The sequence below is a fragment of the Mycolicibacterium aromaticivorans JS19b1 = JCM 16368 genome (assembly GCF_000559085.1).
Classification (GTDB): domain Bacteria; phylum Actinomycetota; class Actinomycetes; order Mycobacteriales; family Mycobacteriaceae; genus Mycobacterium; species Mycobacterium aromaticivorans.
Genome location: NZ_JALN02000001.1, coordinates 2888607 through 2910237 on the forward strand (window position 1 = coordinate 2888607; position 21631 = coordinate 2910237).

Consider the following 21631-nt stretch of genomic DNA (forward strand, 5'->3'; position numbering starts at 1 on the left):
CGAGACGGTTATGTGTCCCGTGAGTGGGGAACCACTCATCCACGCGGTGCTCGCCCGGGCCCGCCGGAACATGAGGAGCAGCAATGATCGGAACGATTATCGGAGCCATCGTCGTCGGCCTGATCGTCGGCGCGCTGGCGCGACTGGTTATGCCCGGTAAGCAGAACATCGGCATCATCATGACGATCCTGCTCGGTGCGGTGGGATCCTTCCTGGGCTCGTGGATCACCTATCAGGTCGGATACTCGAACGCCAACGGCGGCTTCGCGATCATCCCCTTCCTGGTCGGAATCGTCGTTGCCGCAGTGCTGATCGCGATCTACGTCGCGGTCACCGGACGCAGTACCCGAGTTCACCACTGAGAGGTCAGCGGCCCGGCGGCGCAAGCCGGTACACATCACCGGCGTAATCGTCGGTGATGTACACCGCGCCGTCCGGGCCCGCGACAGCAGCCACGGGACGCCCCCAGCGCGACCCGTCCTGGTCCTGGAAACCTCCGACCAGGGTCTGCTGAGGTCCCAAAGATCCTGCGTACCAAGCGAAGAACGAAACCTCCGGCGCTCTGGGAGGGGTACGGTTCCACGAGCCGTGCACCCCGACCAGGGCGCCGGAGTTGTATGGAGCGGGGAGCGAGCCCTCGGTAAAATTCAATCCCAGCGGTGCGGAGTGAGCACCCAGGGTCTGCTCCACCGGACGTAGCGTCGCGCAGTCGAGCGTGCTTCCGTCGGCGTTGGTCTGGACGTCCCGCACGAACGCAGGCGGCCCATCGATGTCGGGATTGCAATAGGGCCAACCGAGTTCGCGTCCCGGCGTCAGCCGTGCCACCGATTCCGGCGGGTGGTCGTTGACGTAGCCGGTGACTCGCCCGTACGACGGCCCTGGCCGCGGATCGGGAACCTGGTCGCGATTGTTGACCGCCGTCCACAGCGCTCCGTCTGGCGCGATGGCGAGGCCGGTCCCGTTGCGCACGCCCGTGGCGAAGGGCACCGCTGGACCGCCCCCGGGCGGGACCCGCATGATCGTGGCTCGCGGCGGTTGCGCCGTCCGATCGTCGGCGGTGATGTTGCCGGTCGAGCCGATCGAGAAGTAGACCGCCCCGTCGCGACCGACGGCGACGCTTTTGAGGGCATGGGCATACGCCCCACCGAGATCCGGACTGCGCGCATCGGGTAATCCGGCGGCGACAACGCGGGGGCCGTCGGCCCGGGTGCCGCGATAATCGAAGGCGTCGACCTGATCGCTTTCGGCCACGTACAGCGTGCCGCGATCGAAGGCGAGGCCGTGCGGCTGGTCCAGGCCGTCGAGCAGCACCGTGCTCTGTGGTTGAGGCAGGCCGGGTGCCAGTCGCAGTACCTGGCCCGCCGCGGGCACCGACACCAGCAGCGCCCCGTCCGGTGCCCAGGCCGCCAGCCTGGCCCGTGGCACCCGGGCCCACACCGACATGGTCCAGCCCGGCGGGACCAGGGCTCGGCGCGGCGTGTCGAACGGCGCGGTGTCGAGTCCGGCCGGCACGGCGACGACGACCGGTGCCAACCCGGTGGGCGCTGAGGCCGGGGGAGCCGGCGGCGCGGAATCTCCGCACGCCGCCGTCAGCACCACGGCGGCCGCGCAGGGGGCGCTAGCCCGCCAGCCCGGCATGCATCTCCCACACGAGGATCTCGGACGGCGCGGTGGCGGTGACCCGCTGGCCGCCGGCGGCGGTGAATCGCACTGCGTCACCTTCGTGCAACTCGCCTGCGCCCTCGAGAGTCACCTCACCGCGCGGAACGAACAGGTGCAGGTAAGGAGCCTCGGGCAGCTCGACCGCCTCACCCGGCTGCAGCCGGGCACCGTGCAATGCCGCGTATCGGTTGCGGATGGCGATCGCGGTGTGGCCGTTGTGCTCGGGCATTCCGGAGGCGATCGTCACCAGCCCGCCGCGCAGCAACTCGTCGTCGATCTCCAGCTGCTGATAGCCCGGATCGATCCCGGATTCGTCGGGAACCACCCACATCTGCACGAAATGAACTGGCTCACTGTGGCTTTCGTTGCCAGTGAGTGTCCAGGAGTCGTTCTTCTCCGAGTGCAGGATGCCGCGGCCCGCCGACATCCGCTGCGCCAACCCCGGGTAGATCACGCCGGAGTGTCCGGTGGAGTCCTGGTGGACCAGGGATCCCTGCAGTACCCAGGTGACGATCTCCATGTCGCGGTGCGGGTGGGTGTCGAATCCCGTGCCGGGCTTGACGATGTCGTCGTTGTTCACCAGCAGCAGGCCGTGGTGGGTGTTGTCGGAGTCGTAGTGGTGCCCGAACGAGAACGAGTGCTTCGAGTCCAGCCAATTGATCTTCGTCGCAGCGCGATCGGCGGCACGTCTGATGTCGACGGTTGCGGCCATGTCATCACCCCTTGGGTCGTTGCCAGCCTAGGTGGCGGGCTGTTCAGCGACAACATAGATGACGTATCATGTATTCCGGTAGGGTGAGCGGTATGGCTCAGCGCTGGTTGACCGGCGACCAACAGCGGATCTGGCGCAACTACCTCGCGTTGAACGGCCGTCTGCACGCCGCGATGAACCGCCAGCTGCAGGCGCGGTGCGGACTGTCGCTCGCCGATTACGAGGTGCTGGTGGCACTTTCCGAGCAAGGACCGGCCCGGGTACTCGAACTGGCCGAGGCACTGGGCTGGGAGCAGAGCCGGCTTTCACATCACCTCGCCCGGATGCGGAGCCGTGGCCTGATCGAGCGGCACGGCACCGAGCAGGACCGCCGGGGCGCGAGTGTCGAGATCACTGCTGACGGAACGGACGCGTTGCACGCGGCGGCACCCGACCACGTCGCCCTCGTTCGTTCGGTGCTCTTCGAACCGATGACGCCGACGCAACTGCGAGCCTTCGACAAGGTGATCACCACGGCGCTGGACCGCCTCGAGGGTGCCTAGAGCGCACTCCGCCGCCACAGCACAGCCGTGGCGGCGGACGTCGTGTCAGATCGGCTCAGCCGGCCATGAACATGGTGTAGGCCGACTCCAGATCCGGCGGCAGCACCGTGACGTTGCACGCGCGCTGGGTGTCGCCGATCGGGGCCAGGATGCCGCGCAGGTCGTAGTACTCACCGGGGTTTGCGGTGAAGTACCCGCGCACATTGGCTTCGGCCTGCGGGCGCGGCTGGTTGTAGGCCGCCGTCAGAACCTGATTGGCGCCGGGATGTCCGGCCAGGTACTGGTGTGCCGAACCGGTCACCGAGCTGACGGTGCTGGCGACTCCGGCACTGCTGCAGTCCGGTGCTGCCGAGGCCATCGGCGCGGACATTGTGGCCACCGCCATGCCCCCCATGAGCAAACCGGTACCCACGGCCGCGACCCGCTTACTTGACGCGATACCGCTGAACTTCATGATCACTTCTCTCTCCGACGCGCGGTCGGTGATTGGTTCCCCCGTCCTGAAACCCAAAGTACCCATGAGGTTTTGCGGCAAACCCGTGCGCAGCGACCGGGGATAGCCGAATTACGAAGTGTTACAGCCCAACCCGGTGACATGCCTCTCAAAGCGGGTGATTTCGCGTCGCGAACGCTGCGGGTCCGCTGAGAAGTCTTAACGGGTGCGGCGGTCTCTTAACTGATCGTTATGAACGGTGTTATCGGACTGTGACCCGGGCAAACGCGCGGTTGCCTGCGAATGAATTACCAAGGGAATTGACGGTTTTAGAAATTCTGGGTGGTCGGTGGTGCCGGTGTGGCCAGCGTGTCTCAAGAATGTGAGATGGCTTGCAGAAACCCGTCAGCCTGCTCCGAACGCGCATACCCATCGGAGGGATCGGGTAGAGGCCATTACGAGGTGCAAACCCCGCGCCGGCACGAATCCGTCAACGCACCAGGGGAGAAACACAATGACCCAACCCGATACCACTACTCTGCTCGCCCAGCTGCGGGCCATTCTCGATCTGACCAACACGGAAGTTCAGATCGCCGAGACCAGGGTGGCCCAGGCTCGCACCGACGCAGTGCGCACCGAGCTCACCCAGAATGCGGCCAACGGTCGCGAACGCGCGGAGGCCATCGAGAACGCGATCCGCGAGCTCGGCGGTTTCCCGGACGTCATCGGCCCGTTCTTCGGGCGTGCCGCCGCAGCCGTCAAGGCGCTGACCGAGCAGGCGCAGCCGTTCGACGAGGCCCTGCTGGGTGACCTCGCGCTCGAGGGCCAGCTGCTCGACCGTGCCCGCTACGTCAAGGCGCTGGCCGTGGCCGCGCGCAAGCCCGACATCGAAAGCCTGGCCAATCGTCTGATCACGGCACACTCCGCGACCGTCGACTGGCTGACCACCGTGCTGGCCGAGGACGCGCTGGGCGGCCCGGCGGCCCTGCGGCGCACGCCGCTGCAGATCCTGACCGGCCTGACCGTTCGGGTGGCCAACTGGCCGATGATCTCCTCGGCTCGCGGTATCGATCGCGCGCTGGAGGCATTGCGCCACACCCGGCCGGCCGTGGACCAGTTGGTCAATCGTGGCGCCCACGCCGGTGAGGTCGCCGTCAAGGCCGCGTCCGGTGCCCGGGATGCGGCGCTGGAGACCGCCGAGAAGGTGGCGCGCCGGGAAGGCGCCGACGGCGCTGCCGACGCGATCCACTCGCTGCGCAGCTCCACCGGCATCCTGTCGCCGGAGGAACTGCCGATCGCCGGCTATGACGAGTTCAACCTCAACGAGGCTGTCGCCGCGGTGAAGGAGCTCGAGGACCCGGCCGACATCCGGGCGATCGTCGCCTACGAAGAGGCGAACAAGAATCGCGCGCGGCTGGTCTCGGCTGCTCAAACCCGGCTCGCTGCGATCGCTCAGGAAATCGTCGGTATCGACTGACCGCCCAGGGCCGCGCGCCGTGCCCGATGATGGTGCGGTGTTCGAACACCGGAACCACAAAGTCGCCATCATCGGGGCCGGCAGCGTCGGCACCGCGATCGCCTACGCCTGCCTGATCCGCGGATCGGCAGGCGTTTTGGCGCTCTACGACACCAACGCCAAGAAGGTGCGGGCCGAGGTTCTCGACCTCAACCACGGCAGCCAGTTCGTTCCGCACTGCATCGTGACCGGTTCCGACCAGATCGACGTCACCGCCGCGTCGGCGGTCGTCGTGGTCACCGCCGGGGCCAAACAACATCCCGGACAGAGCCGGCTGGACCTGGCAGCCACGAATGTGGCTATGGCGCAAGAACTTACGCCGCAGCTGCTGGAGCTGTCCCCGCACGCGGTGATCGTGTTCGTGACGAACCCCGTCGACGTCGTCACCTACGCCGCCACACGGGCCGTCGACGCGCCGACCGGACGTATCTTCGGATCGGGAACGCTGTTGGACAGCAGCCGGTTTCGGTATCTGATCGCTCAGCGTGCGGATCTCGCGGTCGGCAACGTGCACGGGCTCATCGTGGGCGAGCACGGTGACTCCGAGATTTCGCTGTGGTCGAGCGTCTCGATCGGCGGTGTGCCCGCCGCGCAGTTCCGCGCCGAAGGTGCGGCGGTCTTCGACGAGGCGGCTCAGATAGCCATCTCAGCAGCCGTGGTCAACGCCGCATACGAGATCATCGAGGGTAAGGGCGCGACCAATCTGGCGATCGGCCTGTCCACCGCGCGCATCATCGAAGCCGTGCTCGGAGACCAGCACCGGGTGCTGCCGATATCCACGGTCCAGCGCGGCGCCTACGAAATCACCGATGTGGCACTGTCATTGCCGACCGTTGTGTCGGCCGCCGGTGCCGGTGAGGTGTTACAGGTTCCGCTCGCGGTTCCCGAACTCCTCGGGCTGCAGGCGTCGGCGACCACGTTGCGACAAGCCCGGCATTCCCTGGGCCTGTAGCGGCTACGGTGAGGCGATGACAGCCAATTTTCACGAGATGAACCAGAAGGTCATCGATGAGTTTCGGGCCACCGGAGGCAAGGCCGGCGGCATGTTCGAGGGAAAGCCGCTGGTACTGGTCCACCACCTCGGTGCCAAGTCCGGGACCGAACGGATCACCCCCCTGGTGCCGTACCTCGCCGACGGCCGGATCTTCATCTTCGCCAGCAAGGCCGGCGCCGACACCAACCCCGATTGGTTCCACAACCTCGTCGCCCACCCGCAGACCACCGTCGAATTCGGCACCGAGACGTTCGGTGTCACCGCTCGGATACTCGACGGCGACGAACGCGACGAGATCTATGCCAAGCAAGTCGCCGCCCAACCCCAGTTCGGCGACTACGAGAAGAGCACGTCGCGGGTCATCCCGGTGATCGAGCTGGCGCGTTCGGAGAGTTAAAGCATCTCCGGCAGGCCGAATTTCGCGAACAAGCTGGTGTCGAGGAACGCCACCACGTGCGAGACGCCGTCGGCGCGCACGTCGAGGACGTGCAGCTGGAACGGCACATGCCGGCCGCCGGTCTCCGGAAGCCGCATATACATCGCAGCGGCCGGCTGGCCGTTGGCGGTCAGCGGCAACAGCCGCATGTCGCCGGCCTTCTCCGCGGGACAGTTCTGGTGGATGAGCGCGCCGATGGTCGGGCCGCCCTGATACCAACCGTCGAACGGCGGCATCTCCCAAATCGCTTCGTCGGTGAACATTTTCACCAGGCGATCGATGTCGTAATCCTCGAAAGCCGAGATGTAGTCGGCCAACTTTTCGCGAGCCTCATCGGACTCCGGCGGTGACAGTTCGTCGTCCTGGCTGGGACCGATGGCCTCGAGCTGGGCGCGGGCCCGCTGCAGCAGACTGTTGACAGCGGCCACCGAGGTGTCGATGGCGTCGGCGACCTCCGCGGCGCGCCACTGCAGCACATCGCGCAGCACCAGAACGGCGCGCTGGCGAGGGGACAGGTGTTGCAGCGCCGCGACGAACGCCAGACGGACAGATTCCCGTGACCCGACGATCACCGACGGGTCAGCCGGGTCCTCGTACAGCGAATCGGGGAGTGGCTCCAGCCAGGGCACCTCGGCACGCTCGACGAGATCGTCGTTCGGATTCGAACTCGGTGCGCCCAATCCGGTCGGCAGCGGCCGCCGCTGCCTGCCCTCCAGCGCCGTCAACGAGGTGTTGGTGGCGATGCGGTGCAGCCAGGTGCGCACCGACGACTTGCCCTCGAAGCGGTCATAGGACTTCCACGCGCGCAGGAAGGTCTCCTGCACCAGATCCTCAGCGTCATGCAGCGAGCCGGTCATCCGGTAGCAGTGCGCCAGCAGTTCGCGCCGGTAGGGCTCGGCCTGAGCCAGGAAATCGCCCCGGCCGGGGTCCAGCCCGTCATCGAGGTTATGGGCGAGCACGCTCACCGTGCCGAGCTTACGCACCGGCACCGACAGCCGGAACCGTCGTGAGCACGAGCACCCCGTTAGGCTCCCCTGATGGTCACAACACGCACCGAGCGGACGTTCGAGGGGGTCGGGGGTGTCCGCATCGTCTACGACGTGTGGACACCAGACACCGAACCGCGCGGCGTTGTCATCCTCTCGCACGGCCTCGGTGAACACGCCGGCCGCTACCACCACGTCACCGAGCGTTTCGGCCAGGCCGGGCTGATCACCTACGCCCTCGATCACCGCGGCCACGGCCGCTCCGGCGGCAAGCGGGTGATGGTGCGCAGCATCGATGAGTACACCGGGGATTTCGGCACTTTGGTCACGACCGCCACCGCCGAGCACCCGGATCTCCCGCGCATCGTGTTGGGCCACAGCATGGGTGGCGGCATCGTCTTCACCTACGGGGTTGAGCACCCGGGTGACTACGACCTGGTGGTGCTGTCCGGCCCCGCGGTCGCCGCCAACGTCGGCGTACCGCCCGTCAAGGCCTTTTTCGGCAAGGCAGTGGGGTCGCTGCTGCCGAACCTGCCGGTCGAGGAACTCGACGCCAATGCCGTGTCCCGCGACCCCGCGGTGGTGGCCGCCTACAACGCCGACCCGCTGGTGTGGCACGGCAAGGTTCCCGCCGGCATCGCCAAAGCGCTGCTGAAGGTGGGGGAGACCATGCCGCAGCGGGCGCGCCGGCTCACCGCGCCGCTTCTCGTCGTCCACGGCGGCCACGACCGGCTGGTTCCCGCCGCCGGAAGCGAGCGCCTGGTCGAGTGCGTCGGCTCGGCCGACGTGAGCCGCAAGGTGTATCCGGAGCTCTACCACGAGGTGTTCAACGAGCCCGAGCGCGACCTGGTGCTCGACGACGTGACCGCCTGGATCGAAGCCAGGCTGTGAGCCTGCGCCGTCGCCTCGCCCTGGTCGCAGTGGCCGTGTTGCTGGCAGTGTTGCCGGTCGCCGGATGCTCGTCGAACAGCCGGCAGGCCAACACCTGGGTCGAAGACGAGGTGACCTTCGACGCCGGTGGGCTGACCGTGCACGGCACCTACCGCCACCAGCACGGCGACAAGCAAGCACCCGCGGCGCTGCTGATCTCGGAGAGCGGACGCACCGACCGCAACGGCGACAACAACGTCGCCGGGCCGATCGGCAACATGCGCCAGCTCGCCGAATACCTGTCCGACCACGGCGTGGCTTCGCTGCGCTACGACAAGGTCGGCACCGGGAAGACCGGCCTGGGTCCGTACGCCGACCACCCGGCCGATGTCGGCAGCGCCGTCTACACCACCGGGGCGAAGGCCGCGGTGCGATTCCTGGCGAGCGAGGCCGCCACCGACAAGAACCACATCTCGGTCTACGGCCTCGGCGAAGGAACCGTTCACGCGATGACGCTGGCCGACGACACCTCCGCAGGCGCCCCCAAGATCCATTCCGTGGGTCTGTTGCAGCCGCTGGCGGGCCGCTACCTGGACCTGATCACCAACCGGGTCAGGGCCGATGTCGCGGCCGCGGTCAAGGCCGGACAGAAGAACCAGCAGCAGGCCGATCAGACGGTCGCCGCATGGACCGCCGCCGTCGACCAGGCGCGGAAGACCGGCACCGTGCCCGCCCAACTGCCCGACGGTCTGAGCGCGATCCTGAACCCCGGCAACGTCAAAGCAGTCGTCGAGGCCGACGCGATCGACCCGCTGAAACTGGCCGCCGCCATCCCCGCCGCCACCCCGGTGCTGCTCACCTGCTCGGACTCCGACGGCCAGGCCAACTGCGCGGACATCACCCCGCTCTCCGACGCACTGGACCACACGTCGCTGTCACTGGTCGCGCTCAAGGGCGTCAACCATGTGCTGCGCGACGACCCCACCGACAACGTCGGCAACTATTCGAAGCCAGGGCCGCTGTCGCCGCAGCTGACCGCGGCGCTGAACGCGTTCATCAACAGCTGATTCCACTGCCGGCGCACCGATGTCGGCTGGCTCGGCTAGGTTTGCCAAGCGTGACCGACGACAAGATGCTGGCACGCATCGCCGCACTGCTGCGCCAGGCCGAGGGCACTGACAACGCTCACGAGGCTGAGGCATTCATGGCCGCCGCACAGCGGCTGGCCACCGCCACGTCGATCGATCTGGCCGTGGCACGGTCGCATTCCGCCACCCGCAGTGCCGCGCAGGCGCCGACCCAGCGCACGATCACCATCGGCGAGCCGGGTGCCCGCGGTCTGCGGACCTACGTGCAACTGTTCGCCGGCATCGCCGCGGCCAACGATGTGCAGTGCGATGTGGCTTCCAACTCGGCGTTCGTCTACGCCTACGGGTTCGCCGAGGACATCGACGCCAGCCACGCGTTGTACGCGAGCCTTGTGGTGCAGATGGTGCGCAGCTGTGACGCCTACCTGGCCACCGGCGCGCACAAGCCGACGCCCACGATCACCGCACGGCTGAATTTCCAGCTGGCGTTCGGCGCCCGCGTCGCTCAGCGCCTCTCGCACGCGCGGGACGAGGCGCGCCAGGAGGCCACCCGCGATCGCGCGACCGCGCCGGGAACCGCTGTGGCACTGCGTAACAAGGAACTCGAACTGCGCGAGCACTACCGCCAGACGTCCAAGGCGCGCGGCACCTGGCGGGCCAGCCGTGCCTCGGCGGGGTACTCGTCGGCGGCCCGGCGTGCCGGCGACCGCGCGGGCAAGCAGGCCCGGCTGGGGTCCAGTCCCGAGTTGCCGGGGGCGCGGACCCGGCTGCCCCGGTGACGGCGCGCGACAGTCAACGCTCCCGCGTCTACGCGGCCGAGGAGTTCGTCCGGACACTCTTCGACCGTGCCGCCCAACACAGTTCGCGCACCATCGACTTCTTCGGCACGCAGCTCACCCTGCCGCCGGAGGGCCGGTTCGCCTCGATGGCGTCGGTGCAGCGTTACGTCGACGAGGTGCTCGCACTACCCGCGGTGACCTCGCGATGGCCCGCCCCGGGACCGCTCAGTGTGCGACCCCGCCGCGCCGCGACTGCTGCCCACTACGAAAACAGCGATGGCACAGGCGTTATCGCGGTTCCGGACCGCTCGACAGCCGACTGGGCCATGCGCGAGCTGGTGTTGCTGCACGAGATCGCGCACCACCTGAACCCGCTGGGCCCCGCCCACGGTCCGGGCTTCGTCGCGACGTTCTGCGAGCTGGCCGGTCTGGTGATGGGCCCGGAGGTGGGCCATGTGCTGCGCGTGGTGTACGCCAAGGAAGGTGTCCGCTGACCGGCGCGGTGGAGGATCGCGGCGGAGGATGAGGATCGCGGTGGAGGATACTGAGGCGATGCATCGTGAAGTGACGACCGTCGCCGAGCTCCGGGAGATCGTGGGCGAACCCGACCACTACGTGGCGAACAAGGTCAAAGACCGGCTGTCGCCTGTGCAACGCGACTGGCTGGCGCATTCGCCGCTGGCGTTTGTGGCCACCACTGATGCCCAAGGCCGCGTTGATATTTCGCCGAAGGGAGATCCGGCGGGATTCGTCCACGTGATCGACGACCGTACCATCGCCATCCCGGATAGGCCTGGGAACAAGCGGCTCGACGGGTATCTCAACGTGCTGCAGCGTTCCGGTGTCGGCACCCTGTTCGTGATCCCTGGTCGCGGCGACACGCTGCGGATCAACGGCCGGGGCCGCATCCTGGCCGACGCCGACTATTTCGACACCATGGCGGTCAAGGGCAAGCGGCCGCTGCTGGCGTTGGAGGTCGACATCGACGAGGTGTTCTTCCACTGCTCCAAGGCATTCTTGCGATCGGACACCTGGAAGCCGGAGACCTGGAATCCGACCGCGTTACCCAGCGTCGCCCAGATGGCCAAGGCGTTGCGGCACGACTGGTCCGACGCCGAGCTCGAGGAACGCTACTGCGAGGACAACATTCGCAAGGTGTTGTACTAGCCGGCCGGAGCGACCTCCACCGGCAGCGCGTTCAGTACCGCGGTGCCCGACAGCGGATCCAGCAACGTGCCGTCGTTCAGGTTGTTGACGTTCACGCCCGGGTGCTGCGCCGCGATCCGCATCCGGGTGCCCGGCTCGGAGTGCCCCCAGCCGTGCGGCAGTGACACCACGCCGGGGCGGATCGCGTCGGTGATCTCCACCGGCACTTCGAGTTTCCCGCCCGGGCCGGTGACGATAGCCATCTCCTCGAGGCCGAGCCGGGCGGCGTCGTCGGGATGGATCTGCAGCGTGCAACGGTTCGTGCCGCCGGACAGGGCGGGCAGGTTGTGCATCCAACTGTTGTTGGACCGCAGGTGCCGTCGGCCGATCAGCAGGAACCCCGGCTCCGATGTCAGCGCGGCATGCAGCCGCGGGACGTCGGCGAGAATCGGTTCGGGATCCAATTCGATTGTGCCCGAGGGGGTCCGGAGAATCTCCGGGATCCGCGGGGTCAGCGCGCCGAGGTCCACCCCGTGTGGGGTGTGCTTCAGCCGCTGCAGGGTCAGGCCGTCCGGCTTCGCGCCGAAACCGTCCCCGAACGGGCCCAGCCGCAGCATCATGTCCAACCGTCGTTCGTAACCGCGGCCCTCGGGCAGCATCGCGGTCAGTTCCTCGACGGATCGGCCCGCCACCGGGGAGTGCTCGTCGGCGACCTCCTTGCCCAGCGTGGTCGCGATCACCTGCTCGTCCACCAGCGTCGGATCGGCGTCGGGGCCCATGCCCAGCACGATCAGCGCCAGCCGCGCCAGGATCTCGCACTCGTCGGGCCTGCCTTCGGGCAGTGGCAGCACCGGCGGTGAGTACCTGGCGTTGTTGCGCACCGCCGCCCCACTGAGCGCGAGGTCGTAATGCGCTGTGCGAGAAGGCGAAGGCGGCGGCAGGATCACGTCGGCGTGCCGGGTGGTCTCGTTGAGATAGGGATCCACCGACACCATGAAGCCGACGCCATCGAGGGCGTCGGACAGCCGGGCTCCGTCGGGTGCCGACAACACCGGGTTGCCCGCGATCGTGATCATCGCCCGCACCTGCCCGTCGCCGGGAGTCTCGATCTCTTCGGCAAGCGCGACGGCGGGCAGCTCGGACAGTGCCTCCGGATGGCCGGACACCCGGCTGCGCCAGCGTCCGGTGGTGAACCCCCGGCCCGGACGCGGCGGGCGCGGCGCCCCGGCGATCGGTGAGCTGGCGAACATCACCCCGCCCGGGCGGTCCAGATTGCCGGTCAGGATGTTCACCACGTCGACCAGCCAGCTGGTCAGCGTGCCGAATTCGACAGTCGAGGTGCCGATGCGCCCGTAGACCGCCGCACTCGGGGCCGCGGCGAGTTCGCGTGCCAGCGTTCGGATCTCGTCGGCCGTCACCCCGCAGTGCTCGGCCACCGCCTCCGGCGGGAAGTCCTGCGCCGCCGCCCGCACCCGCTCCAGCCCGGACACATGCTCGGCCAGCCTGCCCAGGTCGACCAGGTCCTCGTCGAACAGCACATGGGTGACCGCGAACAGCAGCGCGGCGTCGGTGCCGGGCCGCGGCGCGAGGTGGCGGTCGGCCAGTTCGGCGGTGCGGGTGCGGTTGGGATCGATCACCACCAGCGTGCCGCCGCGGCGCCGGAGTGCCTTGAGCTTGCCGGGGAAGTCCGCGGCGGTGGCCAGGGATCCGTTGGACACCAACGGGTTTGCGCCCATCACAACCAGATAGTCGGTGCGGTCGAGGTCGGGCAGCGTGAACGCCAGCGGATTGCCGAACAGGTATCCGCAGGACACGTGTTTGGGCATCTGGTCCAGCGTGCTGGCCGAATATACCTGCCGGGTGCCCAGCGACTTGATGACGACCGGCCCGTACAGCGACCCGGCGATGGTGTGCGCGTTCGGGTTGCCCAGGTACACCGCGACCGACGAGCCGCCGGTGTCGGCGATGACGCGCTGCAAACCCTCGGCCGTCGCGGCGAAGGCCTCCGCCCACGATGTCTCCACCAGTTCACCGTCGCGGCGCACGAGGGGCTTCTGCAGCCGGTCGGGGTCGTTGTCCAACTCGGGGAAGCTGGCCCCCTTGGGGCAGATGAAGCCGTGACTGAACACGTCATCACGATCACCCCGGGCTGAACTGACCCGCTCGTTGTCATCGATGGTCAGGACCATCCCGCAGGTGGCCTCGCAGAACGGGCATATTCGCAAAGCGGTGCGGCTCATGACTGCCACTGTGCTCTGCGACCGACCCCGGTGGCAAGCCCAACCAACCGGATGGTCAGATTTGATTCAGTCCGTCCAGACCGGTGACTCCAGAGCCTCATGCAGCGCGGCGACGATGCGGTCGGAGTGGGCGCTGAACCGGCCGGTGGGGGCGGGCACCGAGATCGCGACGATGTTGCCGCCGGCCGCGCGGCCCGCGATCCCCGCGGCCGAGATGCCGTCGGTGTGCTCGTCGCGATCGAACGCCACCCGCTCGGTGCGGATGGTCCGGATCTCGGTGCGCACCCGGTCGGCCTGGCCCGGTTCGAGGGCGGCGAGCACCTGTTCGACGTCGTCATCGTCCAACAACGCCAGCACCGCCTTGCCATTGGCGGTGTCGCACACCGTGAATCGCCCGCCGATCGCCGAGACCGCGCGCAGCCGGTGCGGCGACTCGATCTGGTCGATGAACAGCATCTGGCCACCGCGATACACCGAGAGGTCGACCGTTTCACCGGTGGCCTCGGCCACCCGCTCCAAGGTGGACCGGAATGCCGACGTGATGTGGGCGGCGTCGGCGTTGACCAGGCCGAGCAGGCGGTCCCCGAGCACGATGCGGCCGTCGTCGTCCACCGCGGCGAACCCCACCTCGACAAGACCGACGAGGAGTCGCCGCGCGGTCGACTTGGCCAGCCCCAGCCGGCTGTGCAGGTCGACCAGGCGCAGTCGGCCTGGCGCGGTGGCGATTTCGTCGAGCGCGGCCGCGGCGCGGCGCAGTACCTGAATGCCGTCGTCCCGGGCATTCGAGGGACGTCCATCGCCGACCATAGAAATTTTCGCGTCAGTCAACTCGCATCCCTTCCCTCCGCCCACCGGCAGCGGTAGTGTGCCGCAATACGGATCATAGCGATTCGCTATGTGAACCAAAGGAGGCTTCGGTGGGGTCACTTCCTGAGGGTCGGCATTTCTTCCATGGCGACGACGGCTACGAGAGCGCGCGCCAGGCCACGGTGTGGAACCAGCGGGTGCCCGACCGCTACCCGGATGTCATCGTCCAAGCGGTCGACACCGACGATGTCGTTGCGGCCCTGCGCTACGCGAAGGCCAACAACAAGCAGGTCAGCATCAAATCCGGTGGCCACAGCTGGGCGGCCAGCCATCTGCGCGACGGCGCGGTGCTGCTCGACATGAGCCGGGTCGACCAGACCAGCATCGACACCGACGCGATGACCGCGGTCGCGGGACCGGGCAAGGGCGGCAGCGCGCTGGCCGCCGAGCTCGATGCGGTGGGACTGTTCTTTCCCGCCGGGCACTGCAAGGGTGTGTGCATCGGGGGCTACCTGCTGCAGGGCGGTTACGGCTGGAACAGCAGGGTGGTCGGACCGGCCTGCGAAAGCGTGGTCGGGCTGGACGTGGTGACCGCCGACGGCGACACGATCTACATCGACGCCGACCATCACCCCGACCTGTACTGGGCCGCCCGCGGCGCCGGCCCGGGCTTCTTCGCCGTCGTCACCGCGTTCCACCTCAAGCTGTATCCGAAGCCGGCGGTGCTGGGCAGCAGCTTCTACGCCTACCCGATCGAGCTCGCCGACGAGATCTTCACCTGGGCCCGCGGCATCTCCGCCGATGTCGACCGCCGGGTCGAGTTGCAGATCGTCGCCACCAGGAGCGTGCCGAACGCGGGCATCGACCGGCCGGCGATTGTGATGGCATCGCCGGCGTTCGCCGACACCGAGGCCGAAGCCAAGAAGGCCTTCACCCTGCTCGACCAGTGTCCCGTCGTCGACAAAGCACTGATCGCCGTGCCGTATGCGCCGATGGCCCTTGCAGATTGGTACACCGCGGTGATGAGCAACTACCTGGAGGACCATCGGTACACCGCCGACAACATGTGGACCAATGCCTCGGCCGCCGAGCTGATGCCGGGCATCCACCGCATCCTGGACACCCTGCCGCCGCATCCCGCGCACTTCCTGTGGCTGAACTGGGGGCCATCACCGCAGCGCCAGGACATGGCCTACAGCTTGGAAAGCGAGATCTACTTGGCGCTGTACGCCGGCTGGATGGACCCCCAAGACGACGAAAAGTACAGCGACTGGCCACGATCCAACATGGCGTCGATGGCATCGCTGGCGACCGGAATCCAACTGGCCGACGAGAATCTGGGCCGTCGCCCCGCCAAGTTCGTCACCGACGAGAACATGGCCCGGCTCGATCGGGTGCGAGCCCAGTACGACCCCGATGGCCGGTTCCACAGCTGGATGGGACGACTCTGATGGCCGAGACGTACCTGGGTTACCGCCCCGGTGACGGGGATACCGCATGGGGCAAGTACTTCGACCCGCAGATGGCCGAGCTGCCCCGCCATACGGTCGTCGCACTCGAGCACGGTCCGCAGGCCGACCAGACGATGCTCGGGTTCGATTCGGCGGCAACGGTTCTCGACGAGGGATACCATCAGACCGAGAACGGCTACGGCGCGCTGCGCGGCGGCGGATTTCATGTCGCGATCCGCACCGATATGCCGGGCGTCACGCCGGCGATGTGGGACTGGTGGTTCGGCTGGCATGGCAGCGAGTCCAGCCGCTACAAGCTGTGGCATCCGCGTGCGCATGCGTCAGCGCACTGGGGCGACAGCGGTCCCGACGGCAGCTATGTCGGACGGACCTCGATCATCGAGGAGTACCTGGGCTCGGCATACGCCAAAGCGGCCATCGCGTTCCTCGAACCGTCGGCTTTGGGCCTCGACGAGTCCCGGCTGGGCACCGACGTCGCGGTGTGCGCGCGGCTGGGCTCCAGCGAGTTGCCGGTCGACATCGGCTGGTTCATCCACCACGTTCGTGCGGTGCCGGGCGGCGCGGAAATGCGGTCGCGGTTCTGGATGGGTGGTCCCTACATCGGAGTGCGCCGTGGCAGCCGGCTGGCCGATTCCGTGATCCGTCCGATCGCCGCACACCAGCTGCCGGAGCCCCGGGATCTGCTGGTGCACTGCTCACAGGAGATGAACCACCTCGCGAGCTTCCTGCCGAGAATTTACGCGGAGTTCGCTGAAACCTGACCGGTCTCACCTCTGGCGGCAGAGATTGCCAAATCGCCACCGTCGCCGACCTGAGGGGTTATGTTCGCAAAACAGCCTCGCTGGGGCGGCGATCGGGGGTTTCAGATGGTAGCTGTGGCGTTTTCACACAACATCCGGCGGAGATGGACGGCCGGCACCAGGAAGACCGTGTTGCTCGGCGCGGCGGCCGCCACCGCCGTGGCCATGACGATGGGCACGGTCGCCGAACCCGTGGCGCCCGCCGCAAACGCGTTGACCCTCGACACCACCACGACAGGGCCGCTGCTGTGGCTGATCAACGAGCTCGGGGTGGACAGCTACACCTTCGACAACATTCCTGTCGTCGGGTCCATCACGCTGGCCTTCGACTGGCACAAAGCCGACCCGGTAGGGCTGAACAACCTCCTCAACGCGGAGCCGTTCGGTGGGTATGTTCTCGGCACCGCGACCCGGCCGAACATTCTGGCGACCAGTCCCACCGGTCCGCTGCTGATCGCCTCGGGCACAGGCGTTCCCGCTGCGCTCCAGACCTATCAGGCCCTACTGTCCAGCGCCAACGGCAGCGCCCTTCCGGGATACGATCCGCTGGTTGCCGCCGGCAAGGTCAATTCGATCACGGGCCAGCCGTGTTCGTCGGGCCTCACCTGCGTCCAGGGCACCAACGTCACCAACCTGCCGATCGCCTTGGTGCGCAACCCTGAAACTCCCAATGGCGGTCTCTACGCGCGCTTCGCCCCGATCTTCAACCTGTTCGGGATGAACCCGGTCAGCCCGAACGCCGGCTCCGGTTCGAGCCTCGGCATCAAGTTCAACGGTGCGTTCGTCAACGTCGCCCTTGGCTACGACATGCTGTCGGACTTCCCGGAGACGCTGAACCCGTTCTCGCTGGCCAACTCCTTCATGGCCAGCGTGCTCCCGACCTATCTGCTCGGCGGCGCGCAGCTGCAGGGCACCAGCGTCAACACGATCGAGGGCAACCTAATCAGTCTGCTGACCCTCGGCACTCCCAGTACCACCTACAGCACTCTGGTGCCCACCGATCTGCCGCTGCTGGAGCCGCTACGGCTGCCGTCGCGCATCCTCAACGCGGTCTTCAAGGCGGCGAAGATTCCGATCACGCTGGGTACCCCGCTCGCCGATGCGCTGCAGCCGGCGCTGTCGATTCTGGTGAACATCGGCTACACCGACGTACAGACTCCCAGCCAGGGAGGCACCTACAACCGCACGTATGACCAGTCGTCGCAATACATCCCGTTCCTGTCGCGGGCCACGCTGACGCCGCAGGAGTGGGCCGCGGTTCCCGGGGACGTGGCCAAGGCGCTGTTCACCGGATTCCGGGATGTGTTGAGCGGCAAGTCGACGACGACGCCCGCACCGGCGCCCACGGTGACGGCAGCCGCGGTAACCACGCCATCGACGGTGACGCCCCCGCCCACCGCCACGTCGGGCACGCCGTCGAAGAAGTCGAGTTCGACCTCGAGCAAGAAGAGTTCAGCGCCCAAGGCGTCGGCCGAGAAGGGCGTGGGCGGGTCCAAGCGGGCCAGCTAGCCGTGGTGCTCCCCCTCCGGGGGTCACCATGTGTTTGTTCAGAACGCGATATCACTGGCGCTATCACGTTCTGAACAGCACACCCAATCCCTGGTAGGCGGGCCGCGGGGACTGACTACCCGCAGACGGCGCCGGTCGCCGCTGAGCCGACCAGCTTGCGGTACTTGGCCAGCACTCCGGTGGTGTACTTCGGCGCGGGCGGAGTGAATCCCGCCTTGCGCGACTCGAATTCGGCGTCATCGACCAGCACGTCCAGCGTGCCCTTGCCGACGTCCAAACGGATCCGGTCACCGTCGCGGACGAACGCGATGGGACCACCGTCGACCGCCTCCGGCGCGATGTGCCCGACGCACAGGCCGGTCGTGCCACCGGAGAACCGGCCGTCGGTCATCAACAGCACGTCCTTACCGAGCCCGGCACCCTTGATCGCGCCGGTGATCGCCAGCATCTCGCGCATGCCGGGGCCGCCTTTGGGGCCCTCGTAGCGGATGACGACGACGTCGTTGGCCACGATCGTGCCGTCTTCCAACGCGTCCATCGCTGCGCGCTCGCCGTCGAAAACCCGTGCGGTGCCCTCGAACACGTCGGAGTCGAAGCCGGCCGACTTGACCACCGCGCCCTCCGGTGCGAGCGAGCCGTGCAGGATCGTGATGCCGCCGGTCGGGTGAATCGGATTGCTCAGCGCGCGAAGCACTTTGCCGTCCGGATCCGGCGGCGCGATGTGGGCCAGGTTAGCCGCCATGGTCTCACCGGTGACCGTCATGACGTCACCGTGTAAGAGGCCAGCGTCTAACAGTGCTTTCATCACCACCGGCACACCGCCGATGCGGTCGACGTCGAACATCACGTGCTTGCCGAACGGCTTGACGTCCGCCAGGTGCGGCACCTTGGCGCCGATGCGGGTGAAGTCCGCCAAATCCAGCTTCACGTTGGCCTCGTGCGCGATCGCCATCAGATGCAGCACTGCGTTGGTGGACCCGCCGAACGCCATCACCACCGCGATCGCGTTCTCGAAGGCTTCCTTGGTCAGGATGTCGCGGGCGGTGATCCCGCGGCGAAGCAGCTCCACGACCGCCTCGCCACTGCGCCGGGCATACCCGTCGCGGCGCCGGTCGGTGGCAGGCGGTGCCGCGCTGCCCGGCAACGACATCCCCAGCGCCTCAGCCGCGGACGCCATCGTGTTGGCGGTGAACATGCCGCCGCAGGCACCCTCGCCCGGACAGATCGCCCGCTCGATGGTGTCGACGTCCTCGCGCGACATCAGCCCGCGCGCGCACGCGCCGACAGCCTCGAACGCGTCGATGATCGTCACGTCCATCTCGGTGCCGTCCGACAGCTTCGCCCGGCCCGGCAGGATCGAACCCGCGTAGAGGAACACCGCGGCCAGATCCAGTCGCGCGGCGGCCATCAGCATGCCGGGCAGCGACTTGTCGCAGCCGGCCAGCAGCACGGAGCCGTCCAGACGCTCGGCCATCATGACCGTCTCCACGCTGTCGGCGATCACCTCGCGCGACACCAGCGAGAAGTGCATGCCCTCGTGGCCCATCGAGATGCCGTCGGACACCGAAATCGTGCCGAACTCCATCGGATAACCGCCCGCACCGTGCACGCCCTCCTTGGCGGCCTGCGCGAGTCGCTGCAACGACAGGTTGCACGGCGTGATCTCGTTCCACGACGACGCCACCCCGATCTGCGGCTTGGCGAAATCCTCGTCGCCCATGCCTACCGCGCGGAGCATTCCGCGGGCGGCGGCCTTCTCCAGGCCGTCGGTGACGTCGCGACTGCGGGGCTTGAGATCGGGGGTTTGGCTCACCGGACAAGTATGCCGTGGTCGGGGGTGCCCACCAAATTTCTTTTTATACCCCCGAGGGGTATTGAAGGTACTGTGTTTGCAGGCGATGATCGGCCACCACCAGGGCGCGATCGAGAGGGTCAACGCCGAGACCGTCACCGCACCACAGGCCGAGATCGACCAGATGAAGCAGATGCTTGGAGGCTAAATGACCGGCGCACATGGTTATTCGTCGCAAAAGGACAACTACACCAAGCGGCTGCGCCGGATCGAGGGCCAGGTCCGCGGCATCGCGAAGATGATCGACGAGGACAAGTACTGCATCGACGTGCTGACCCAGATCAGCGCCGTCAACAATGCGTTGCAGTCCGTCGCGCTCGGCCTGCTCGACGAGCACCTCGGGCACTGCGTCAGCCATGCGGTCGCCGAGGGGGGCGACGAGGCCGACAAGAAGCTGGCCGAAGCCTCTGCCGCGATCGCGCGCCTGGTCCGCTCCTGACGCAGCACTGCCCGGCGACATAGGCCGGTCAGATAAGCCGGAGTCGGCGCCGGAGCCGATACCGTGAACCCGTGCCGACAGTGCAGCGCACGTGGACACCGCGAGTCGCCACAGCGCTGGCCGTGCTGGCCGCCGCGGCGTTCATCTACGTCACCGCCGAGATCATGCCGGTCGGTGCGCTGTCCGCAATCGCCCGCGATCTACACGTCAGCGAAGCGATGGTGGGCACTCTGCTGGCCAGCTACGCCCTGGTGGCCGCGCTGGCCACGATGCCGCTGGTGCGCTGGACGGCGACCTGGCCGCGACGGCGCACGTTGCTGTGGACGCTGGCCTGCCTGTCTATCTCCCAACTGATCTCCGCGCTGGCGCCAACCTTCACGGTGCTGGCCGTCGGCCGGGTGCTCTGCGCGCTGACCCACGGATTGATGTGGTCGGTGATCGCGCCGATCGGTGTGCGGCTGGTGCCGCCGAGCCACGCCGGCCGCGCCACCATGGCGGTCTACGTCGGCACCGGCCTGGCGCTGGTGGTCGGCAGCCCGCTGACGGCGGCGATGAGCGAACTGTGGGGCTGGCGGCCCGCGGTCGGTGTCATCGCAGTGGCGTCGGTGCTTGTCCTGGTGGCGGCGCGGCTGGCACTTCCGGTGATGGCGTTGACCGACGCGGCCGGCGGCGTGCGGCCGCGCCGAATCGTCCACCACCGCAACCGCCCCCTGCTGATGCTGAGCGTGCTGACGCTGGTGGGTGTCACCGCCCATTTCATCTCCTACACGTTCATCGTGGTGATCATCCGGGACGTGGTCGGCGTGCACGGGGCGCACCAGGCCTGGCTGCTCGCGGTGTACGGGGTGGCCGGCCTGACCGGCATGGCGTTGCTGGCCCGGCCGGGGGACAGGCGGCCCAAGGCTGCGGTGATGGGTTGTCTGGCCGCATCGTCGCTGGCGTTCGCGGCGCTGGCGGCGCTGGGTCACCTGGGGTGGCACACCGTCGCCGTCGCAGCGGCCGGGGCGGCGGCGATCGTGCTGTGGGGCGCCACCGCAAACGCGATGCCACCGATGCTGCAGACCGCGGCGATGCGGCACTCGCCGCAGGATCCCGATGGTGCCTCCGGGCTCTACGTCGCGTGCTTCCAGGTCGGCATCATGGCCGGATCGCTGACCGGCGGGCTGCTCTTCCAACGCGCCGGAGTCGCGGCGATGCTCACCGCGTCATGCGTGCTGATGCTGGGCGCATTGGCCTGCGTGGTGGTCAGCCGCGGCCTGTTCGCGGACCACCCGGCTACCAGCGAAAAGTAACGCTTGTCACCCGATCCCCGACGATCTGCACAGTTCAGGGCAGTGACGGAGTTCAG

General features: G+C 67.8%; 22 protein-coding genes. 15 read left to right on the forward strand and 7 right to left on the reverse strand.

All coding sequences use genetic code 11. From position 1 onward, the window contains the following. Positions 1-83 precede the first annotated feature (83 nt). Positions 84-362, forward strand: coding sequence for a GlsB/YeaQ/YmgE family stress response membrane protein (locus tag Y900_RS14020; protein WP_036342619.1), 279 nt, complete (start codon positions 84-86; stop codon positions 360-362). A gap of 4 nt (positions 363-366) precedes the next feature. On the opposite strand, the gene Y900_RS14025 is transcribed toward Y900_RS14020, so the two are convergent. After that, on the reverse strand, positions 367-1638 hold the full coding sequence (locus Y900_RS14025) for a PQQ-dependent sugar dehydrogenase (RefSeq protein WP_036342621.1): 1272 nt from the start codon (positions 1636-1638) through the stop codon (positions 367-369). Continuing rightward, complete coding sequence (locus tag Y900_RS14030; RefSeq protein WP_036342624.1) at positions 1619-2374, reverse strand: pirin family protein; 756 nt, start codon at positions 2372-2374, stop codon at positions 1619-1621. Before Y900_RS14030 ends, Y900_RS14025 begins: the two co-directional genes overlap by 20 nt. A 92-nt stretch (positions 2375-2466) precedes the next feature. Here Y900_RS14030 and Y900_RS14035 point away from each other — a divergent pair, with 92 nt between their 5' ends. Further along, a complete protein-coding gene (locus Y900_RS14035) occupies positions 2467-2916 on the forward strand; it encodes a MarR family winged helix-turn-helix transcriptional regulator (RefSeq protein WP_036342626.1) in 450 nt (149 codons plus the stop codon). A 55-nt stretch (positions 2917-2971) separates the two neighbouring features. On the opposite strand, the gene Y900_RS14040 is transcribed toward Y900_RS14035, so the two are convergent. After that, positions 2972-3370: a heme-binding protein gene (locus Y900_RS14040; RefSeq protein ID WP_036346731.1), complete on the reverse strand. Its 399-nt coding sequence runs from the start codon at positions 3368-3370 to the stop codon at positions 2972-2974. A 493-nt stretch (positions 3371-3863) separates the two neighbouring features. Between Y900_RS14040 and Y900_RS14045 the strand changes: the two genes are divergently transcribed. Genes Y900_RS14045 through Y900_RS14055 form a run of 3 tightly spaced genes read left to right on the forward strand, consistent with a single transcriptional unit; the run spans position 3864 to position 6256 of the window. Then, on the forward strand, positions 3864-4826 hold the full coding sequence (locus tag Y900_RS14045; protein WP_036342628.1) for a hypothetical protein: 963 nt from the start codon (positions 3864-3866) through the stop codon (positions 4824-4826). A gap of 37 nt (positions 4827-4863) precedes the next feature. Then, positions 4864-5817: an L-lactate dehydrogenase gene (locus Y900_RS14050; RefSeq protein WP_036346733.1), complete on the forward strand. Its 954-nt coding sequence runs from the start codon at positions 4864-4866 to the stop codon at positions 5815-5817. Positions 5818-5833: 16 nt separating this feature from the next. Beyond that, the gene (locus Y900_RS14055; RefSeq protein WP_036342631.1) at positions 5834-6256 is read left to right on the forward strand and encodes a nitroreductase family deazaflavin-dependent oxidoreductase; all 423 of its coding nucleotides are present in this window, start codon (positions 5834-5836) and stop codon (positions 6254-6256) included. Here Y900_RS14055 and Y900_RS14060 read toward each other — a convergent pair. Then, entirely contained in the window at positions 6253-7260 is a 1008-nt protein-coding gene (locus tag Y900_RS14060; RefSeq protein ID WP_237752556.1) for a sigma-70 family RNA polymerase sigma factor, read from the reverse strand. The two genes, Y900_RS14055 and Y900_RS14060, sit on opposite strands and share 4 nt — an antisense overlap. A 72-nt stretch (positions 7261-7332) precedes the next feature. On the opposite strand from Y900_RS14060, the gene Y900_RS14065 reads away from it, so the two are divergent. From Y900_RS14065 to Y900_RS14085, 5 genes are read left to right on the forward strand one after another with little or no spacing between them, the layout of a single operon-like run. Further along, positions 7333-8172, forward strand: a complete 840-nt coding sequence (locus Y900_RS14065) for an alpha/beta hydrolase (protein WP_036342633.1) — start codon at positions 7333-7335, stop codon at positions 8170-8172. Beyond that, complete coding sequence (locus tag Y900_RS14070; RefSeq protein WP_081845104.1) at positions 8169-9218, forward strand: alpha/beta hydrolase family protein; 1050 nt, start codon at positions 8169-8171, stop codon at positions 9216-9218. Before Y900_RS14065 ends, Y900_RS14070 begins: the two co-directional genes overlap by 4 nt. Before the next feature lie 50 nt (positions 9219-9268). Then, positions 9269-10018 (forward strand): DUF2786 domain-containing protein, encoded by a 750-nt coding sequence (locus Y900_RS14075; protein ID WP_036342635.1) that lies wholly within the window; start codon positions 9269-9271, stop codon positions 10016-10018. Further along, positions 10015-10512 (forward strand): TIGR04338 family metallohydrolase, encoded by a 498-nt coding sequence (locus tag Y900_RS14080; protein WP_036342636.1) that lies wholly within the window; start codon positions 10015-10017, stop codon positions 10510-10512. The genes Y900_RS14075 and Y900_RS14080 overlap by 4 nt, the downstream gene beginning before the upstream one ends. A 58-nt stretch (positions 10513-10570) precedes the next feature. Further along, positions 10571-11185 (forward strand): pyridoxamine 5'-phosphate oxidase family protein, encoded by a 615-nt coding sequence (locus Y900_RS14085; protein ID WP_051660389.1) that lies wholly within the window; start codon positions 10571-10573, stop codon positions 11183-11185. Here Y900_RS14085 and Y900_RS14090 read toward each other — a convergent pair. Continuing rightward, the gene (locus tag Y900_RS14090; RefSeq protein ID WP_036342641.1) at positions 11182-13404 is read right to left on the reverse strand and encodes a molybdopterin oxidoreductase family protein; all 2223 of its coding nucleotides are present in this window, start codon (positions 13402-13404) and stop codon (positions 11182-11184) included. The two genes, Y900_RS14085 and Y900_RS14090, sit on opposite strands and share 4 nt — an antisense overlap. Positions 13405-13470: 66 nt before the next feature. Beyond that, positions 13471-14211: an IclR family transcriptional regulator gene (locus Y900_RS14095; RefSeq protein WP_036342643.1), complete on the reverse strand. Its 741-nt coding sequence runs from the start codon at positions 14209-14211 to the stop codon at positions 13471-13473. A 110-nt stretch (positions 14212-14321) separates the two neighbouring features. On the opposite strand from Y900_RS14095, the gene Y900_RS14100 reads away from it, so the two are divergent. From Y900_RS14100 to Y900_RS14110, 3 genes are all read left to right on the forward strand, one after another. Then, positions 14322-15662 (forward strand): FAD-binding oxidoreductase, encoded by a 1341-nt coding sequence (locus Y900_RS14100; RefSeq protein WP_036342645.1) that lies wholly within the window; start codon positions 14322-14324, stop codon positions 15660-15662. Continuing rightward, a complete protein-coding gene (locus Y900_RS14105; protein WP_237752691.1) occupies positions 15659-16444 on the forward strand; it encodes a DAPG hydrolase family protein in 786 nt (261 codons plus the stop codon). Before Y900_RS14100 ends, Y900_RS14105 begins: the two co-directional genes overlap by 4 nt. Before the next feature lie 114 nt (positions 16445-16558). Next, positions 16559-17992, forward strand: coding sequence for a PE-PPE domain-containing protein (locus Y900_RS14110; protein WP_192827512.1), 1434 nt, complete (start codon positions 16559-16561; stop codon positions 17990-17992). Between the two features lie 115 nt (positions 17993-18107). Here the strand turns inward: Y900_RS14110 and ilvD are convergent, their stop codons facing one another. Beyond that, positions 18108-19805: a dihydroxy-acid dehydratase gene (ilvD, locus tag Y900_RS14115; RefSeq protein WP_036342651.1), complete on the reverse strand. Its 1698-nt coding sequence runs from the start codon at positions 19803-19805 to the stop codon at positions 18108-18110. Between the two features lie 187 nt (positions 19806-19992). Between ilvD and ricR the strand changes: the two genes are divergently transcribed. Both ricR and Y900_RS14125 read left to right on the forward strand, forming a co-directional pair. Beyond that, positions 19993-20283, forward strand: coding sequence for a copper-sensing transcriptional repressor RicR (gene ricR / locus Y900_RS14120; RefSeq protein WP_036342653.1), 291 nt, complete (start codon positions 19993-19995; stop codon positions 20281-20283). Between the two features lie 80 nt (positions 20284-20363). Then, a complete protein-coding gene (locus Y900_RS14125; RefSeq protein ID WP_036346741.1) occupies positions 20364-21575 on the forward strand; it encodes an MFS transporter in 1212 nt (403 codons plus the stop codon). Positions 21576-21631: the final 56 nt, after the last annotated feature.

Coding starts and splice junctions, on each gene's coding strand:
- Y900_RS14045 (WP_036342628.1), top strand. CDS start 3,864: ATGACCCAACCCGATACCACTACTCTGCTCGCCCAGCTGCGGGCCATT.
- Y900_RS14020 (WP_036342619.1), top strand. CDS start 84: ATGATCGGAACGATTATCGGAGCCATCGTCGTCGGCCTGATCGTCGGC.
- Y900_RS14085 (WP_051660389.1), top strand. CDS start 10,571: ATGCATCGTGAAGTGACGACCGTCGCCGAGCTCCGGGAGATCGTGGGC.
- Y900_RS14030 (WP_036342624.1), bottom strand. CDS start 2,374: ATGGCCGCAACCGTCGACATCAGACGTGCCGCCGATCGCGCTGCGACG.
- Y900_RS14040 (WP_036346731.1), bottom strand. CDS start 3,370: ATGAAGTTCAGCGGTATCGCGTCAAGTAAGCGGGTCGCGGCCGTGGGT.
- Y900_RS14035 (WP_036342626.1), top strand. CDS start 2,467: ATGGCTCAGCGCTGGTTGACCGGCGACCAACAGCGGATCTGGCGCAAC.
- Y900_RS14065 (WP_036342633.1), top strand. CDS start 7,333: ATGGTCACAACACGCACCGAGCGGACGTTCGAGGGGGTCGGGGGTGTC.
- ricR (WP_036342653.1), top strand. CDS start 19,993: ATGACCGGCGCACATGGTTATTCGTCGCAAAAGGACAACTACACCAAG.
- Y900_RS14025 (WP_036342621.1), bottom strand. CDS start 1,638: ATGCCGGGCTGGCGGGCTAGCGCCCCCTGCGCGGCCGCCGTGGTGCTG.
- Y900_RS14055 (WP_036342631.1), top strand. CDS start 5,834: ATGACAGCCAATTTTCACGAGATGAACCAGAAGGTCATCGATGAGTTT.
- Y900_RS14090 (WP_036342641.1), bottom strand. CDS start 13,404: ATGAGCCGCACCGCTTTGCGAATATGCCCGTTCTGCGAGGCCACCTGC.
- Y900_RS14095 (WP_036342643.1), bottom strand. CDS start 14,211: ATGGTCGGCGATGGACGTCCCTCGAATGCCCGGGACGACGGCATTCAG.